Below are 17,371 nucleotides of genomic sequence, written 5' to 3' on the forward strand. Positions count from 1 at the left end.
TGAGCCAAAAGCCAGAAATGTCGCGTTATCTTGCTGCGGTACCCACGGGGTTCGTCCGTCCCCGATCCGGCGGACTCGCCCCGGCCGTCGAGCGGTCGCACATCCCGCGAGAGAAGCGATGATCCAGGCCATCGGACTGACCAGCAATTCCCGTCAGGAGCTCCCGCCCGCCGTCGACGACGTGTCCTTCGAGGCGCGCACCGGCCGTGTCACCGCGCTGCTCGGCGCACCGGACGCGGGCAAGACGACGGTGCTCAGGCTGATGCTCGAACTCCAACAGGGCCGCGGAATCACCTACTTCAGAGGCCGTCCGCTGCACCGCATCGCCCACCCCTCCAGGGAAGTCGGTGTGCTGCTCGGCGAGGTCCCCGGCCATCCGGCCCGCACGGTGCGGGGCCACCTGCGGATGCTCTGCGCAGCGGTCGGGGTGCCCGTCCTGCGCGCCGACGACGTGCTGGAAGCCGTGGGGCTCGTCAGCCTTCGCGAGCAGCGCCTCGGCACACTCTCCCGTGGCATGGACCGCAGACTCGGTCTGGCCTGCGCCCTCCTCACCAATCCGCACACACTTGTCCTGGACGGTCCCGCCGACGGCCTGGCGGCCCGGGAGAACGGCTGGTTGCACGGCTTTCTGCGGGCACACGCGGCCCAGGGCGGCACCGTCCTGTACTCCACCCAGGACCCCAAGGAGGCCGCGCGGACCGCCGACCGGGTCGTCACGCTCGACGCCGGCAGGCTCGTCGCCGACCAGGACGCGGCGGAGTTCGCCCGCACCCGGCTGCGCCCCCGCGTCGCCGTGCGCACCCCTCACGCCACGCGCCTCGCCGCCCTCCTCGCCAAGGAGGCGCGTTCCCGCCGCTGGACCGTCGAGGTGGTGAAGGAGGGCGGCAACAGGCTTTCGGTGTACGGCAGCACGTGCGCGGACGTGGGGGAGACCGCGTTCCGGCACGGCATCCTCGTCCACCAACTCGCCGATGAAACCGGGGACGCGGGGCCACCCACGACCGCGCACCGGCAAAGCCTTCCCGCCTCAGAGGCCAGTCCGGCGCCCACCGAGCCGCGCGCCCCCGACGCGCCTCCCAGGAAGCCCGCGCCGGAGCATGCGCCCGGCGGGACCACGGAGAGACTCCCGTACGAAGATGGCACCTCCGCCGACGGACACACCTCCTTGCCGAACGGCGCCCTCCAGCCCTCGACCTCGGATGATCCAGCGACGACGGCTCAAGCGACGAAGGCTCGAACGGCGAGCCGCGCCTCTGAGCCACAGCCACAGTTCCAACCTCAGCCGCCCCCTCAGCCGAGGTCCCCCTTGCCACCCCCCATCACCGTCCGCACAAACCGAAACCCCCTGCGCCCCTTGCGTTACGAACTGCGTCGCGCCACCGGCATCGGCACCGGATACCTCACGGTGGCCGCCGTCCTCGCCGTCTCGGCCGTCCTGGGTGTCTTCCTCGCCCGGACCGGCCACACGCCGCAGCCCCGCCTGCTCGTGGCATGGCCCACTGAGTTTCCGCTGCCGCCCGCCGCCCTCGGTGCCGGACTTCTCGGTGCGTTCGCCTTCGGTGAGGAGTTCCGCCACCCCGCCCTCGCTGCGGACCGCGGCCCCGTCCCGCGTCGGCTGGGTCTCCTCGCCGCGAAGCTCGCGGTCGCCGCCGCCACGGCTCTGCTCCTGGCCGTGCTCACCGTGGGGTGCGACGCCGCCCTGCTCCACCTTGTATACGGATCGGAGCTCACTGAAGTTCCCGCCGACTGGCTTGCCCTGAGCGCGAGTTGGCTCACTCTTATGACCGGCTGCGCCTGGGCGGGCGTTCTGGCAGCCGGAGTGTTCCGGTCCACGACCGCCGGGCTCGCCGCCGTCGTCGCCGTGCCGATCGTCGTCGTACCCCTCGTACAAAAGGCACTGGAAGGGCCGTCTGTGCGATCGGCGGCGGGTCTGCCGGGACGGTTGCGTGACCTCGCGCTGGTGCAATGGCCCTTCGGGGCCGAGCGATATCTGGCCGGGGGAGTGCGCATGGTGGCTCAACCCGTCGGCAGCGCACTGACGTTGTCGGTCACCGCTCTGCTCTGCGCTTATGTGCTCACCGCGGTGCGGGGCCGGGCTCGCTGACGGCTGTCTGCCGCGTTTCGTTCCCGCATTGCGCGCAACTCTCCGGGGAGCGGCGACTTCTTTCCGATAACGCGTCAATTGCAGCGAGGTAAGCGATCACCCTTTCGTGTGCTTTTCACCAAAGACCTCAAGGGACTTGGGGGCCACGCCGACAACTGATCCGTGAGTACCCTTGCGCACACCATGATGACCGCCGCCCGCTCCGCAGACTCCGGCCTCGCCGGTCCGGCGGGCGAACTCGACCGCTACCCCTACGCGGAGGCACCCGGCACCGACCGTGTGGTCGCGCCGTGGGACAGTGCCGACCAGGACCTGGGCCGCGTGGGCCGGCGAGCCGCCGGCAGCCGCGGCCGCGGACTCCACGGCCAACTGGTCCAGCAGCTGGGCCAGATGATCGTCTCCGGAGACCTGGGAGCCGACCGCCCCCTGGTCCCCGAGGAGATCGGCCAGCGGTTCGAGGTCTCCCGCACCGTCGTCCGCGAATCCCTGCGCGTCCTGGAGGCCAAAGGCCTCGTCAGCGCGCGCCCCAACGTCGGCACGCGAGTACGCCCGGTCAGCGACTGGAACCTGCTCGACCCGGACATCATCGAATGGCGGGCGTTCGGCCCGCAGCGCGACGACCAGCGCCGCGAACTCAGCGAGCTGCGCTGGACGATCGAGCCGCTGGCCGCCCGTCTCGCCGCCGGACACGGCCGCGAGGAGGTGCAGCAGCGGCTCTCCGACATGGTCGAGATCATGGGCCACGCGCTGGCGCAGGGCGACTCGATCACGTTCTCCCGCGCGGACGCCGAGTTCCACTCGCTTCTCATCCAGGTCGCCGGCAACCGTATGCTGGAGCACCTCTCGGGCATCGTCTCGGCCGCGCTCCAGGTCTCCGGGGGCCCCGTCACCGGCTGCGACCGCCCGACCGAGGCGTCCCTGGTGCACCACTCCCGGATCGTCGACGCCCTCGCCGCGGGCGACGGAGCGGGCGCCGAGGCGGCCATGCGCCAGCTCCTCACCGTTCACCCGGAGGTGGAGCGCGTCGTGCCCGCTCCCCGCGAGCACTGACCGCCCTCCGCGTCAGCACGGCAGCCCGTGCGCACCGCGCAGCATCGTTTCGCTGCCGCGATCGATGCTTCGACACCCGTTGACACCCGTCCGTGTCGCCGGACTCCCGCGCCCCCTCAGGGGCAGGGCGGGTCCGGCGACACGGATGTGGGGTCTCCGGTGATGTCGTACGTGGAGGACGGTGCTCCGGTGGCGTCATCACGTACGCCGTCGCATGCTGACGCACCCCGACGCATACATCCGACCGGTTGATGATGGAACTCTTGTCGCTTCTGACCGCGTCTGGCTGCTTTTGAGCGCTTACGGGGTGTGACTCGGGCCACGTAGATTGGGCGTAACGCTCCTACGGACAGCGCGATGACCTAAGAGGTGATAGCCGAGGAGGGAATACAGCCGTCGTTCACGGCGCTGTGCGAGCTCCACGGTCCCGCCCGCGCCGTCGGCACAATCCCCAGCCGTCGGTCGTCGGCTCCGGTCCACAGTGGACGGGGCCGGAAGCCGTTTTCCAACGTTCCGAGAGGTTGTTCGTGTCGGCCAGCACATCCCGTACGCTCCCGCCGGAGATCGCCGAATCCGTCTCTGTCATGGCGCTCATCGAGCGGGGAAAGGCTGATGGGCAGATCGCCGGCGACGACGTTCGTCGTGCCTTCGAAGCTGACCAGATCCCGGCCACTCAGTGGAAGAACGTTCTGCGCAGCCTCAACCAGATCCTCGAGGAAGAGGGTGTGACGCTGATGGTCAGTGCCGCGGAGCCGAAGCGCCCCCGCAAGAGCGTCGCAGCGAAGAGCCCGGCCAAGCGCACCGCGACCAAGACGGTCGCCGCCAAGACCGCCACGGCGAAGCCGGCCACGGCCGCCGCGCCCGAGGCTTCGGTCGCCGCCGACGCCGGTGAGGACGGCACGGCCGCCAAGAAGGCCGCTGCCAAGAAGACGACGGCCAAGAAGGCCGTCGCGAAGAAGACCGTCGCCAAGAAGACGACGGCCAAGAAGACCGCCTCCAAGAAGGAAGCCGGTGAGCTCCTCGACGAGGAGGCCACCGAGGAGGCGCCCGCCGCCGGCAAGCCCGGCGAGGGCGAGCCCGCGGAGGAGGGCGCGCAGGGCTTCGTGCTCTCCGACGAGGACGAGGACGACGCGCCCGCACAGCAGGTCGCCGCCGCCGGCGCCACCGCCGACCCGGTCAAGGACTACCTGAAGCAGATCGGCAAGGTCCCCCTGCTCAACGCCGAGCAGGAGGTCGAGCTCGCCAAGCGCATCGAGGCGGGCCTGTTCGCCGAGGACAAGCTGGCCAACGCCGACAAGCTCGCGCCGAAGCTCAAGCGCGAGCTGGAGATCATCGCCGAGGACGGCCGCCGCGCCAAGAACCACCTCCTGGAGGCCAATCTCCGCCTCGTGGTCTCCCTGGCCAAGCGCTACACGGGCCGCGGCATGCTCTTCCTGGACCTCATCCAGGAGGGCAACCTCGGTCTGATCCGCGCGGTCGAGAAGTTCGACTACACCAAGGGCTACAAGTTCTCCACGTACGCCACCTGGTGGATCCGTCAGGCCATCACCCGCGCCATGGCCGACCAGGCCCGCACCATCCGTATCCCGGTGCACATGGTCGAGGTCATCAACAAGCTCGCGCGCGTGCAGCGCCAGATGCTCCAGGACCTGGGCCGCGAGCCCACCCCGGAGGAGCTGGCCAAGGAACTCGACATGACCCCGGAGAAGGTCATCGAGGTCCAGAAGTACGGCCGCGAGCCCATCTCCCTGCACACGCCGCTGGGCGAGGACGGCGACAGCGAGTTCGGTGACCTCATCGAGGACTCCGAAGCCGTCGTCCCGGCCGACGCGGTCAGCTTCACGCTCCTCCAGGAGCAGCTCCACTCCGTGCTCGACACCCTGTCCGAGCGCGAGGCGGGCGTCGTCTCCATGCGATTCGGTCTCACCGACGGTCAGCCGAAGACCCTCGACGAGATCGGCAAGGTCTACGGAGTGACGCGAGAGCGCATCCGCCAGATCGAGTCGAAGACGATGTCGAAGCTGCGCCACCCGTCGCGCTCGCAGGTCCTGCGCGACTACCTGGACTAGGTCCGCGGCCGGATCTCCGGCATCCGACGCACAGCGCCTCAGAAAGGCCCGGAGCCTCCCACAGGAGGGTCCGGGCCTTTCGTCTGCCCGCGCGAGGGCGCGCGCGAGGCCGGTTCCGCCCGCGTGGCGCGCGTGCGGCGCGTGGGGCGGTGATTGACTCTGGGTGTGCGATTGCAACCCAGAGTGAGGAGATCGCATGCGTCCTCCCATCGTCCGTACGCTGGCGCAAGCGCTGGTCCTGGGGGCCGCGGCGGCGGTGCTGCCCCTGGCCTCTCCGGCCCCCGCGGCGGCCGACAGCGTCGTCATCGGAGGCAGGCCGGTGCGAGTGGCTGACAGCCCGTGGACGGTGGCTCTCGCCAGCCGTGACCGGTTCGGAGGTACGCGGTCCGGCCAGTTCTGCGGCGGCGTCGTGATCGCGCGCTCGACGGTCCTGACCGCCGCACACTGCATGCGCGAAGAAGTCCTGGGCGTGCCGCTCGGCCGGGTGCGGGACCTGAAGGTCATTTCCGGCCGCGACGACCTGGCCACGAACACGGGCAATGAGATCTCCGTACGTCGCGTACGGATCAATCCGGAGTACGACGCCTACACCAACGCCGGTGACTTCGCGGTGCTGACCCTCTCAGAGGCCCTGCCGGAGGCCTACACGATCCGAACGGCGGGCGCCGGTGACGCGGCGTACGAGCCCGGCACGGGGGCCGCTGTGTACGGCTGGGGCGACACCACGGGAGGGGGCGACTACGCGCGGACGCTGCACGCCGCGGATGTGACGGTCCTGGCGGACAAGGTGTGCGAGGAGGCGTACCCAGGCAGTGCGGACGGGACGTACACGTCCGCTTCCATGGTGTGCGCGGGTGAACTGAAGGGTGGCCGGGACGCCTGTCAGGGCGACAGCGGCGGCCCACTGGTCGCGCAGGGGCGGCTCATCGGCCTGGTGTCGTGGGGGGACGGCTGTGGCCAGGCGGGCAGTCCTGGGGTGTACACGCGGATCTCGGATGTCGTGCGCGTGATGAGCCGGTACGCCTGAGTGATCGGGTGGTGTGAACGAGAGAGGGCGGCTGTCCCTGGGGTGCAGGGGCAGCCGCCCGGTCGCCGGTCTGGTGGTCCGGCGCTCGCTCGTCGTGGTGTGAGGCTTCAGTCCTCTTCGGATGCGTTCGCCGGTGCGGCGGTCAGGCGCTCCGTCTCATCCTGTATCTCAGCGGCGATCTTCTTGAGTTCCGGCTCGAACTTGCGACCGTGGTGGGCGCAGAAGAGCAGTTCACCGCCGCTCAACAGGACGACGCGAAGGTACGCCTGGGCGCCGCAGCGGTCGCAGCGGTCAGCGGCCGTCAGGGGGCTCGCGGGGGTCAGAACAGTAGTCACGTCGCCTCTTCTCTAGCTCGACGAGCTGTCGTACCAGGGTCAACATCCAACCAGGCCGAAAACGTTCCCGCTCGTGGCTTTTCCTCGAATTTTTCTTTCGAGGTGGTTGTCTGCTGCCGGTTGGCGGCGAATGTGCCGTATTGCGTCTCTTACGTGTCTTACGGTTTCGCGCTGTCTGTCAGGTCAGGTCCTCGCCGGCTGGCTTGCCGGTTGTTCATGAGGACGTGCCCGGAGCCTAAATGGTTCATGCCTGGAAGGGAACGTGACGTGTGCTTCACTCCATCGAGGGATCGAACACGCGTACGTTTCTGGTTTAGTCTGAGCCGAGACGAGGGTGGCGTGACAACGGCTCTACCAGGCCTCGGTACCCTCTGACGGGCAGCAGAAGCCGAGCCCTTACCCCAAAGGGCCTCCCTTGAAATTCAGCGAGGAGCGAACCGCGTGACCGCCGAGACGTCCGTGCCGTCCACAGCGTTGCTGACCGGAGCAGACCGTGACGGTTCCAACTACACCGCGCGGCACCTGCTCGTCCTGGAGGGACTCGAGGCCGTCCGCAAGCGTCCGGGCATGTACATCGGGTCGACGGACAGCCGTGGCCTGATGCACTGCCTCTGGGAGATCATCGACAACTCAGTCGACGAGGCCCTGGGCGGGTACTGCGACCACATTGAGGTCATCCTCCACGACGACGCCTCCGTAGAGGTCCGCGACAACGGCCGGGGCATCCCGGTCGACGTCGAGCCGAAGACCGGGCTCTCCGGAGTCGAGGTCGTCATGACCAAGCTGCACGCGGGCGGAAAGTTCGGCGGCGGCTCGTACGCGGCCTCCGGCGGCCTGCACGGCGTGGGCGCCTCCGTGGTGAACGCCCTGTCGGCCCGCCTCGACGTGGAGGTGGACCGCGCCGGGCACACGCACGCCATCAGTTTCCGCCGCGGCGTCCCCGGTGCCTTCGCGAAGGACGGCCCGGACGCCTCGTTCGACCCGGCGGCGCGGCTGAGCAAGGTCAAGAAGGTCCCGAAGACCCGCACCGGCACCCGCGTGCGCTACTGGGCCGACCGCCAGATCTTCCTCAAGGACGCCAAGCTCAGCCTGGAGAACCTGCACCAGCGCGCCCGCCAGACGGCCTTCCTCGTGCCCGGGCTGACCATCGTCGTGCGCGACGAGTTCGGCCTCGGCGAGGGCGGCACGAAGGGCGAGGAATCCTTCCGCTTCGACGGCGGCATCAGCGAATTCTGTGAGTACCTGGCACAGGACAAGGCCGTCTGCGACATCCTCCGCTTCTCCGGCCAGGGCACCTTCAAGGAGACGGTGCCGGTCCTCGACGAGCACGGCCAGATGACGCCCACCGAAGTCACGCGCGAGCTGGGCGTCGACGTCGCACTCCGCTGGGGCACCGGCTACGACACGACGCTCAAGTCCTTCGTCAACATCATCGCCACGCCCAAGGGCGGCACGCACGTGACCGGCTTCGAGCGGTCGCTCACGAAGACGGTGAATGAAGCGCTGCGCCTGCAGAAGGTCCTGCGCGTCGCCGAGGACGACGTCGTCAAGGACGACGCCCTGGAAGGCCTCACAGCCGTCGTCACCGTGCGTCTCGCGGAGCCGCAGTTCGAGGGCCAGACCAAGGAAGTCCTCGGTACGTCGGCGGCGAACCGCATCGTCGCCAATGTCGTCGCCAAGGAACTCAAGGCGTTCCTGACCTCCACCAAGCGGGACGCCAAGGCGCAGGCCCGCGCGGTCATGGACAAGATCGTCGCCGCGGCCCGCACCCGCATCGCCGCCCGCCAGCACAAGGACGCCCAGCGCCGCAAGACGGCGCTGGAGTCCTCCTCGCTGCCGGCGAAGCTCGCCGACTGCCGCAGTGACGACGTGGACCGCAGCGAGCTGTTCATCGTTGAGGGAGACTCCGCGCTCGGCACCGCCAAGCTCGCCCGGAACTCCGAGTTCCAGGCGCTCCTGCCGATCCGCGGCAAGATCCTCAACGTCCAGAAGGCCTCGGTCTCGGACATGCTCAAGAACGCCGAGTGCGGCGCGATCATCCAGGTCATAGGAGCTGGGTCCGGCCGGACCTTCGACATCGACGCGGCCCGCTACGGCAAGATCATTCTGCTGGTCGACGCCGATGTCGACGGCGCGCACATCCGCATCCTGCTGCTCACGCTCTTCCAGCGCTACATGCGGCCCATGGTCGAGGCGGGCCGTGTGTTCGCCGCCGTGCCGCCGCTGCACCGGATCGAGCTGATCCAGCCCAAGAAGGGCCAGGACAAGTACGTCTACACGTACTCGGACCGCGAACTGCGCGACACCCTGCTCGAGTTCGAGCGCAAGGGCGTGCGCTTCAAGGACTCGATCCAGCGGTACAAGGGCCTGGGCGAGATGGACGCCGACCAGCTTGCCGAGACGACGATGGACCCGCGGTATCGCACGCTGCGCCGGATCAACATCTCCGACCTCGATTCGGCCGAGCAGGTCTTCGATCTGCTGATGGGCAACGAGGTCGCGCCGCGCAAGGAGTTCATCACCAGCTCGGCGGCGACGCTGGACCGCTCGCGCATCGACGCGTGAGGTCTCTGCCGACCGGCTGAGGGACAGGCCCCTGCGCAAGTCTTCGCAGGGGCCTTCCCGACGCCCATGAACGGCACCTGGTGCTAGGTCTCCACCCGTGGGTGGAGACACTCCGTCCACCCATGATCCACCCTCGCTCCGATCCTCTGACCAGCCCGGTTCCGTAGCGTCGAAGGCGTCGTACTTCTCGTCCGCGCACGCCATCGGAGGCCGTGATGCCCGGGTTCGCCAACGCGCTGTTGATCTTCGCCGCAGTCGCCCTCGTCGTCGTGCGCCAGACGCAGCCCCAGCGCATGGAAGGCTCCAAGCGCTGGTGGCTGGTGCCGGCGGTGCTTGCCTACTTCGGTGTGAAGGATGCAGGTCTCATAGACACCCACCACGAGATCGGTTCGATCGCGCTGCTCGCCGGCGAGATCCTCGTGGGGCTCCTGATCGGCGCCGCCTGGGCTCGCACCAGCCGCGTCTGGACCGAGCAGGACGGCTCCGTGTGGACCCGAGGCACCAAAGCCACGGCGGCCGTGTGGGCCGTCGGCATAGCCGCCCGGCTCGGACTCATGGGCATAGGCCTGCTCATCGGCATCCACCAGGGCGCGGGAGCCCTGCTGCTGGCCTTCGCCGCGTCGCTGCTGGTGCGCGCGGGCCTCCTGGAGCTCCGCGCCCAGACTCTGCGCCCGGCGAAGGCATTCCCGGGCGTCGTACGGTGACAAGGTGCCCGCAATGTCCGGGCCGACCGGAAAGGGGCCCGCGTGACGCGTGATGACTGGCTGCGCTGGCCCTCACGGGAGGCTCTCGCCAGCGAGAGGATGACGCGCCCCCGACGGCTGCTGAGCTGGCTCGTGCGCGCGGTGTTCATCGGCCTGCTGCTCTGGAGCACCCTCTTCCGCGGAGGGATCCCGGGCTGGCGGGTCGCCCTGGGAGTGGGCCTGATCGGCATCTGCGCGGCAGCCCTGGTGGCGTACTTCCGGGCGACGCTGGAGCAGCGACTGCGGCCGTCGCTGGCGTCACTGGGGCTCGTCCTGGTGGTGGCGTTCGTGGCCCACGCGACCGGGTTCGAGCTCCCCGCGGTGGTGCTCTGGTGTGCCGCCGCCGTCATGGCACTGGAGCGGCTGCCCTTGGCCGCGGCCGTGATCGCCGCCACGACGTCACTCACGGCCTTCGCCCTGGTCAACGAGGACCCCTGGACCACGACAGCGGCCATCACCGCCGGGCTCGCCCTCGCCGGATACGTCCTGCGGCTGGACGCGGAGGCCCGGGGCAACGCCCAGCGACTGCTCGCCCAGGAGCGGGCGGCGCGGGCCGCCGAGGCCGAGTCGGCCGCGCTGGACGAGAGGGCAAGGATCGCCCGGGAGATCCACGACGTGCTGGCGCACAGCCTGTCCGCACAGCTCGTCCACCTGGAGGCGGCCCGGCTGCTGATCGAGGGCGGCGCTGACCGGGGGCAGATCCTCGGGCGGGTGGTGGCGGCGCGGTCGATGGCTTCGGAGGGGCTGGCCGAGACCCGGCAGGCACTGTCCGCGTTGCGTGGGGAGATGACGCCGGTCGAGGACTTCCTCCGGGAGCTGGTCGCGTCGGACGGGGCTTCGGTGGCGGTCGCCGGGGAGCGGCGGGTGCTGAGCGCGGAGGCGTCCCAGGCGGTGCGCAGGGTGGCGCAGGAGGCCCTGACGAATGTGCGCAAGCACGCCCGGGGGGCCAAGGTGACGGTGCTCTTCGAGTACGGGGAGGGGGAAGTGACGCTGGACGTGCGGGATTCGGGAGGGTCGGCGGGCGAACTCGCCACCTCCGGAGCCGGGTACGGTCTGCTGGGCATGAGGGAGCGCGCCGAACTGCTGGGCGGCTCGCTGGAGGCAGGACCGGAGGAGGCAGGCTTCGTGGTGCGGCTGAAGGTGCCGGGATGACGGTGGACGGCGGGCATCGAAGTGGCCGGGCGCCCGCGCGTGTGGTCGTGGTCGACGACCAGACCGTGGTGCGTGAGGGGATCGTGATGCTCCTGGGGCTTCTGCCGGGCATCGAGGTCGTCGGCTCCGGGGGTGACGGCGAGGAGGCGGTGCGGCTCGTCGCCGAACTCGCGCCGGACGTGGTCCTGATGGACCTGCGGATGCCGCGCTGCGACGGGGCGGAGGCCACGCGGAGGATCCGTGCGGACTATCCGGGCACGCAGGTCGTGGTGCTCACCACGTACGCCGACGACGAGTCGCTGTTTCCGGCGCTGAGAGCGGGGGCGCGGGGGTATCTCACCAAGGACGCGGGCGGTGACGAGATCGTGCGGGCCGTCCACGACGTGCTCTCGGGGGACGCGGGGCTCTCGCCGAGGATCCAGCGGCGCCTGCTCGAGCGGCTGTCGGAACCGGAACCGGCGGGGCACGCGGCGGAGCCGCCCGACGGACTGACCCTCCGGGAGACCGAGGTGGTGGCCTTGATCGCGGAGGGGATGACGAACCAGGAGATCGCGCGGGCGCTGCATGTCTCCACCGCCACGGTGAAGACCCACATCAACAACCTCTTCGCCAAGGCGGGCCTCAAGGACCGTGCGCAGGCGGTGCGTTACGCCTACCGGCACGGTCTCGCGCAGCCGCCGGGGAGAAAGCGCGGGTGAGGACGTTCCTTCACCTGATGGGGTGAAGAGCGGGGAGAGGAGAGTCAGGGATCTTCCCGAACTGCCCATCCTTGGGCACGCGGCCGGATGAGGCCGCGGACAAGGAGAGTTCGGTGGAGAAGCACGACGGCCGCGATGCCGGGCAGATCCGGGCCGGTGATCTGAAGGATCCGTGGTACGACGAGCTGGCCTCCGGCTGGGGCGAGCTGGACGGCACGGGCACACCGACGGCGCCCGCCGTTCCCGCGCAGGTCGCCCCGCCGGAGCGGAGCGCGGCTGACATCTATCTGGAAGTGCAGGCGAGCGCCGCCTTCCAGGAAGTGCGCCGCCGCTACCGAAGGTTTGTGATCCCCGCGGTGGCCGCCTTCTTCACCTGGTACGTGGCGTATGTGGTGACCGCGACGGCGGCGCCGGGGCTGATGGCGCGGCCGGTCAGCGGAGCGGTGAATGTCGCGATGGTCGCGGGGCTCGCGCAGTTTGCCACAACGTTCCTGCTGACCTGGGCGTATGCGCGGCACGCCCGGCTGCGGCGGGATCGAGCGGCACTTGACCTGCGCTGGACCGTCTTCGAGCAGAAACGGGAGCAGGAGCGGAAACGCGAGCGGGAGCAGGGGGCCGAGTGGTGACGGGTGACCACCAGACCCTGGCGCTGGTCCTGTTCGGCGTGTTCGTGGCGGTCACCCTCGCGATCACGACGTATGTGAGCCGCAACCGGCAGGGTTCGGCGGAGGAGTTCTACGCGGGCGGACGGCTGTTCTCGCCCATGGAGAATGGTTTTGCCATCGCGGGCGACTACATGTCCGCCGCCTCGTTCCTCGGCATCTCCGGGCTGATCGCGCTCTACGGATACGACGGCCTGCTCTACTCGGTGGGCTTCCTCGTGGCCTGGCTCGTCGTGCTGTTCCTGGTGGCCGAACTGGTACGCAACTGCGGCCGGTTCACGCTCGCCGACGTGGTCGCGGCCCGGATGCGCGAGCGCCCGGTGCGGATCGCCGCGGGAACTTCCTCGGTGACCGTGTCCGTTCTCTATCTGGTGGCGCAGATGGTGGGGGCGGGCTCACTGGTCGCGCTGCTGCTCGGCGGGACGAGCGAGGCGGCGCAGGCGTGGACGGTGATCGGCGTCGGCGCGCTCATGGTCATCTATGTGTCGATGGGAGGGATGCGGGCCACCACGTGGATCCAGATCGTCAAGGCGGTCCTGCTGATGGCCGGGGCGATCGCGTTGACCGTCCTGGTGCTGATGCGGTTCCACGGCGACTTCGACCAGCTGCTGCGCACAGCTGCCGACCGCAGTGGGCACGGCGAACAGTTCCTCGCGCCCGGGCTGAAGTACGGCGGGGACTGGACCGCGCGGTTCGACTTCATCAGCCTCGGCCTCGCGCTGGTGCTCGGCACGGCCGGGCTGCCGCACATCCTGTCGCGCTTCTACACCGTGCCGACCGCACGCGCCGCCCGCCGTTCGGTCGTCTGGTCCATCGGTCTCATCGGCAGCTTCTACTTGATGACGATCGTGCTCGGCTTCGGTGCGGCGGCCATCGTCGGGACCGACGCGGTGCGGGGCTCGAACGCCGCGGGGAACACGGCGGTTCCGCTGCTCGCGCTCGATCTGGGAGGCGGTGCGGACTCCACCGGCGGAACGGTTCTCTTCGCCGTCGTGGCCGCCGTCGCGTTCGCCACGATCCTCGCCGTGGTCGCCGGAATCACACTCGCCTCGTCCGCGTCCGTGGCCCACGACCTCTACGCCTCGCTGCGGCGCAAGCACGCGAAGCAGCGCAGCGAGGTCGCGGTGGCACGGGTCGCGGCGGCGGGAATCGGCGCGGTCGCGATCGGGCTCGGTTTGGTCGCCCGTGACCTCAACGTCGCGTTCCTCGTGGGTCTCGCGTTCGCGGTCGCCGCCTCGGCCAACCTTCCGGCGCTGCTCTACTCGCTGTTCTGGCGGCGGTTCACCACCCGGGGCGCCGTCTGGTCGGTGTACGGCGGGCTGCTGCCCGCGCTGGTGCTCGTGGCGCTGTCGCCCGTGGTCTCCGGCAGCGCGGGCTCGCTCTTCCCCGGCGTGGACTTCCAGTACTTCCCGCTGGAGAACCCCGGGCTCGTCTCGATCCCGCTGGGCTTCCTCGCCGGATGGTTCGGCACGGTCATCTCACCGGACCGCGCGGACGCGGCCAAGCACGCGGAGACAGAGGTGCGTTCGCTCACAGGAGCCGGTGCCGCGTAGCCGGTCAGAGGGCGGACGACCACTCGTAGCGGTGCTCGGGTCGGCCCGTGTCGCCGTACTTCAGGCTCAGCCGTACCCGGCCAGTACGCTCCAGAAGCTTCAGGTAGCGCTGTGCGGTCTGCCGGCTCAGCCGGGTGCGCTCCGCCAACTCCTGGGCCGAGATCGGCCCTTCAGCGGCCATCAGGGCCCTGCGGACCAGCTCCGCCGTCGTGGGGGAGTGCCCCTTCGGCAGCTCAGGCGTCGGCGTGGCCGAGAGCGCGCCGAAAATGCGGTCGACCTCCGCCTGCTCCGCCTCACCACCGCCGTCGAGGGTGCGGCGCAGCGTCGCGTACGCGTCGAGCTTGGCGCGAAGTCCCGCGTACGAGAAGGGCTTGACCAGGTACTGCAGCGCGCCGTGACGCATCGCGGCCTGCACCGTGGCGACGTCGCGCGCCGCCGTCACCATGATCACGTCGGTCTGGTGGCCGCGCTCACGCAGGGAGCGGACCACAGCGAGGCCGGTCTCGTCCGGCAGATAGTGGTCGAGCAGCACCAGATCGACGGGCAGCTCCTCGACGAGTCGCAGCGCCTCGGCGGCGTTGTGCGCGCGCCCGGCCACCCGGAAGCCGGGGACCTTCTCCACGTAGGCCGCGTTGACGTCCGCCACGCGCATGTCGTCGTCCACGACCAGTACTTCGATCATCGTGTCTCCTCCGTGGCGACCGGTCGGGGCTCCGCGAGCCCTTCGGGCAGTACGACGGTGAACTCGGCGCCGCCGCCGGGCGCCTCGCAGACCCGCACGCTGCCGCCCTGCCGCTCGGCGAGCCTGCGCACCAGGGCGAGCCCGATGCCCCGCTTCCCATGAGCCGGCGGCTCCTTGGTGGTCCAGCCCTCCGTGAAGACCGACTCACGCCGGTCCTCCGGCACACCAGGGCCCGTGTCACGTACCCGAAGGACAACCGTGCGCCCCTCTGGACCCTCGGTACGCAAAACGACCTCTACGCGCGCGTGCCCGACGCCAGCGGGTCCCGCGCGCAGGCCCGTGGCGGCGTCCAGGGCGTTGTCGACGAGGTTGCCGACGATCGTGACGAGGCCGCCGGGGTCGACGAGCCGGTCGGGCAGAGCGGTCTCTTCGGAGACGGCCAGGGTCACACCGCGCTCCGCGGCGACGGTCGCCTTGCCGACCAGCAGGGCCGACAGGAGCGGATCGTGGATCTTCTCGGTGATCTGCTCGGCGGTCACCCGGTGCGCGCCCGCCACTTCGCCGACGAACTCCGCGGCCTCCTCGTACATCTCCAGTTCGAGGAGGCCGAGCAGTGTGTGCATGCGGTTGGCGTGCTCGTGGTCCTGGGCGCGCAGGGCGTCGATGAGGCCGCGTGTGGAGTCGAGTTCGCGGCCGAGTTGTTCCAGCTCGGTGCGGTCGCGGAGGGTGGCGACGGCGCCGCCGTCGTCGGTGGGCATGCGGTTGGCGACCAGGACGCGTTGGCCGCGCACGGTCAGCAGGTCCGTGCCGGTGACACGGCCCGAGAGGACGTCGGCGGTGCGGCCCTCGCCGAGCGCGGCCTCCAGGGGCTGCCCGATCGCCCCCGCGCCGAGGCCCAGGAGCCGCTGCGCCTCGTCGTTGAGCAGCCGTATCCGGCCGCCGCGGTCCAGGGCCACGACGCCCTCACGGATGCCGTGCAGCATCGCCTCGCGCTCCGCGAGCAGCGCCGAGATGTCGGAGAACGCGAGATCCCGCGTCTGGCGGTGCACCCTGCGGGAGATCAGGTAGGCGGCGAGCGCGCCGACGGCGAGTGCCCCGCCCGCGTACGCGAAGAGGCTCGGGATCGTATGGATCAGCCGGGCGCGCACGCTGTCGTACTCGATGCCTACGGAGACGGCGCCCACGATCGTCCCGCCGGCGTCACGCAACGGCACCTTCCCGCGCGCGGAGCGGCCGAGCGTACCGTTGTCGATCTCCATGACGTCGCGGCCCGCGAGGGCGTCGCTGGGGTCGGTCGAGACGACCCTGCCGACCTCGTCGCGGTCGGTGTGCGACCAACGCACACCCTCCTTGTTCATGATCACGACGTACTCGGCGCCGCTGGCCTTCCGGATCCGCTCGGCCGCGGACTGCACAGGCCCGTCGGCCGTCGGGTGCGAGGAGCGCAGATCCTGGGCGATCCGCGGCTGCGCCGCCGTGGTCTGCGCGATGGCGAGGGCCCGGCGCATCGCCTGGTCGTCGAGTTGGTCGCTGAGGGGCGCGAGGAAGAGTCCGGTGGCGAGCACGGCCACCCCGGCGGCGATCGCCACCTGCATCAGGAGCACCTGCGAGAAGACGCGCCGCGGCAGGCCGAGGCGCAGACGTCGGGCAGGGGGAGTGGGGCTCATGCGTACGAACGGTACGGCGGCGGGTGGGCTACTCCGAAGTCAGTGTGGCGTGTATCTCCTGGTGGAGCGTGGTTCCTCGGTGCTGGTGCTGGTGCTGGTGGCCGGGCCGTGCTGTGACTGTGCACGTGCGGGGCTGTGGGGCCCTACGTGATCTCCCGTACCGCCGTGACGTCCATCCGCGCCGGTGATGCCAGAGCCGCCCCGCAGCTCTCCGGGCGCGGCGGCAGCGAAGCGCCCTGCGCGACGGTGACGCGCCAGCGGCGGCCGTCGGTGTGGGCGACCGTCACGTCCCAGCGCGGAGCGGCGCCCGTCGTGTGTACGACGCTGAGCGTGCCCGCGGCGACCTCCCGCGCGGCCCTGCGCACCGCCAGCTCGGCCGCTTGACCGGGCCGCTCCCAGGCGGAGCTCCCCCGGCACCCTTCGGTGACGACGCGCCCTTCACGTACCCCCTGAAGGATCTCCTTCACCGCGTGCGCGGCTGTGCGCCCGTACGCATAGCCGTGCGGCAGGACGAGCAGCGTGGGGGAGAAGCGATGACCACCCAGATGAGTGACTTCCCAGACGCCTTCCTCTCCGGAGGCGACGAGTTCACTGGCGAGCGGTCTGCCGAGCAGGGCGCAGCAGCGGTCGCGTTTGCCGTTGGTGCACACGAGCGCGAGCGGATCCCCGGTGTGCGGGGTGCCGAAGCCGCCGTGGTCGCCCGCGCCGAGCGCCGGGAAGTCCAGGTCCAGCAACTGCCGTGGATCGTCCACCACATGGGAGCGCAGCCAGGCGTTTCCGGGGACGGTGTGGGCGACGTACACCCGGTGCCGCGCGGGAGTGTGGCAGTCGGCGTGGCGTCCCGGGCGCCGGATGAGCGCGATCCGTACGCCGGTCGCCTCGACGGCCTGCTCCAAGGCGCGGCCCACGTCCGGGTCCAGATGGCTTGATGTGAGCGCCTTGGCGCCCCAGGGGCCGGGCTGTTCCAGGAGCAGCCATGTCCTGGCGGTGGCCGCGGTGCCCGCGAGAGGTTCGTTCAGATCCCGCGAGGCGGTCGCGCACGTACTCACGGAGGGGAGCCTAAC

14 protein-coding genes are annotated in these 17,371 nt (G+C 70.3%); 10 read left to right on the forward strand and 4 right to left on the reverse strand.

Translation table 11 applies throughout. The features are described from left to right. Positions 1–118 precede the first annotated feature (118 nt). The 4 genes from IEY91_RS06425 (at position 119) to IEY91_RS06440 (ending at position 6,250) form a co-directional block, all read left to right on the forward strand. Positions 119–2,104: an ABC transporter ATP-binding protein gene (locus IEY91_RS06425; RefSeq protein WP_189173191.1), complete on the forward strand. Its 1,986-nt coding sequence runs from the start codon at positions 119–121 to the stop codon at positions 2,102–2,104. Positions 2,105–2,266: 162 nt separating this feature from the next. Next, positions 2,267–3,154 carry a FadR/GntR family transcriptional regulator gene (locus IEY91_RS06430; RefSeq protein ID WP_189173192.1) on the forward strand — a complete coding sequence of 296 codons (888 nt, stop codon included), beginning with the start codon at positions 2,267–2,269 and terminating at the stop codon, positions 3,152–3,154. A 521-nt stretch (positions 3,155–3,675) separates the two neighbouring features. Further along, a complete protein-coding gene (locus tag IEY91_RS06435) occupies positions 3,676–5,223 on the forward strand; it encodes an RNA polymerase sigma factor (protein WP_164319674.1) in 1,548 nt (515 codons plus the stop codon). A 196-nt stretch (positions 5,224–5,419) separates the two neighbouring features. Further along, positions 5,420–6,250, forward strand: coding sequence for a S1 family serine peptidase (locus tag IEY91_RS06440; RefSeq protein WP_189173193.1), 831 nt, complete (start codon positions 5,420–5,422; stop codon positions 6,248–6,250). Between the two features lie 107 nt (positions 6,251–6,357). On the opposite strand, the gene IEY91_RS06445 is transcribed toward IEY91_RS06440, so the two are convergent. Then, a complete protein-coding gene (locus IEY91_RS06445) occupies positions 6,358–6,585 on the reverse strand; it encodes a DUF7455 domain-containing protein (RefSeq protein ID WP_016641857.1) in 228 nt (75 codons plus the stop codon). A 441-nt stretch (positions 6,586–7,026) separates the two neighbouring features. Between IEY91_RS06445 and IEY91_RS06450 the strand changes: the two genes are divergently transcribed. The 6 genes from IEY91_RS06450 to IEY91_RS06475 all read left to right on the forward strand — a co-directional run bounded on the left by IEY91_RS06450 (position 7,027) and on the right by IEY91_RS06475 (position 13,958). Further along, positions 7,027–9,150 (forward strand): DNA gyrase/topoisomerase IV subunit B, encoded by a 2,124-nt coding sequence (locus tag IEY91_RS06450; RefSeq protein WP_164319670.1) that lies wholly within the window; start codon positions 7,027–7,029, stop codon positions 9,148–9,150. 215 nt (positions 9,151–9,365) lie between these two features. Beyond that, positions 9,366–9,854 (forward strand): DUF1453 family protein, encoded by a 489-nt coding sequence (locus IEY91_RS06455; protein WP_189173194.1) that lies wholly within the window; start codon positions 9,366–9,368, stop codon positions 9,852–9,854. A 42-nt stretch (positions 9,855–9,896) separates the two neighbouring features. Beyond that, positions 9,897–11,045, forward strand: a complete 1,149-nt coding sequence (locus tag IEY91_RS06460) for a sensor histidine kinase (RefSeq protein WP_189173195.1) — start codon at positions 9,897–9,899, stop codon at positions 11,043–11,045. Continuing rightward, on the forward strand, positions 11,042–11,743 hold the full coding sequence (locus IEY91_RS06465; RefSeq protein WP_164319664.1) for a response regulator: 702 nt from the start codon (positions 11,042–11,044) through the stop codon (positions 11,741–11,743). Before IEY91_RS06460 ends, IEY91_RS06465 begins: the two co-directional genes overlap by 4 nt. A 113-nt stretch (positions 11,744–11,856) precedes the next feature. Then, positions 11,857–12,369 (forward strand): DUF485 domain-containing protein, encoded by a 513-nt coding sequence (locus tag IEY91_RS06470; protein WP_229696749.1) that lies wholly within the window; start codon positions 11,857–11,859, stop codon positions 12,367–12,369. After that, positions 12,366–13,958, forward strand: a complete 1,593-nt coding sequence (locus tag IEY91_RS06475) for a monocarboxylic acid transporter (RefSeq protein WP_189173197.1) — start codon at positions 12,366–12,368, stop codon at positions 13,956–13,958. Before IEY91_RS06470 ends, IEY91_RS06475 begins: the two co-directional genes overlap by 4 nt. A gap of 4 nt (positions 13,959–13,962) precedes the next feature. On the opposite strand, the gene IEY91_RS06480 is transcribed toward IEY91_RS06475, so the two are convergent. The 3 genes from IEY91_RS06480 to IEY91_RS06490 form a co-directional block, all read right to left on the reverse strand. After that, a complete protein-coding gene (locus IEY91_RS06480) occupies positions 13,963–14,640 on the reverse strand; it encodes a response regulator (protein WP_164319658.1) in 678 nt (225 codons plus the stop codon). Beyond that, positions 14,637–16,307, reverse strand: a complete 1,671-nt coding sequence (locus IEY91_RS06485; RefSeq protein ID WP_189173198.1) for a sensor histidine kinase — start codon at positions 16,305–16,307, stop codon at positions 14,637–14,639. The genes IEY91_RS06480 and IEY91_RS06485 overlap by 4 nt, the downstream gene beginning before the upstream one ends. A 143-nt stretch (positions 16,308–16,450) precedes the next feature. Next, positions 16,451–17,356, reverse strand: coding sequence for a ferredoxin family protein (locus tag IEY91_RS06490; protein WP_189173199.1), 906 nt, complete (start codon positions 17,354–17,356; stop codon positions 16,451–16,453). Positions 17,357–17,371: the final 15 nt, after the last annotated feature.

Origin of the sequence: Streptomyces lasiicapitis, from assembly GCF_014646335.1 — a bacterium.
Classification (GTDB): domain Bacteria; phylum Actinomycetota; class Actinomycetes; order Streptomycetales; family Streptomycetaceae; genus Streptomyces; species Streptomyces lasiicapitis.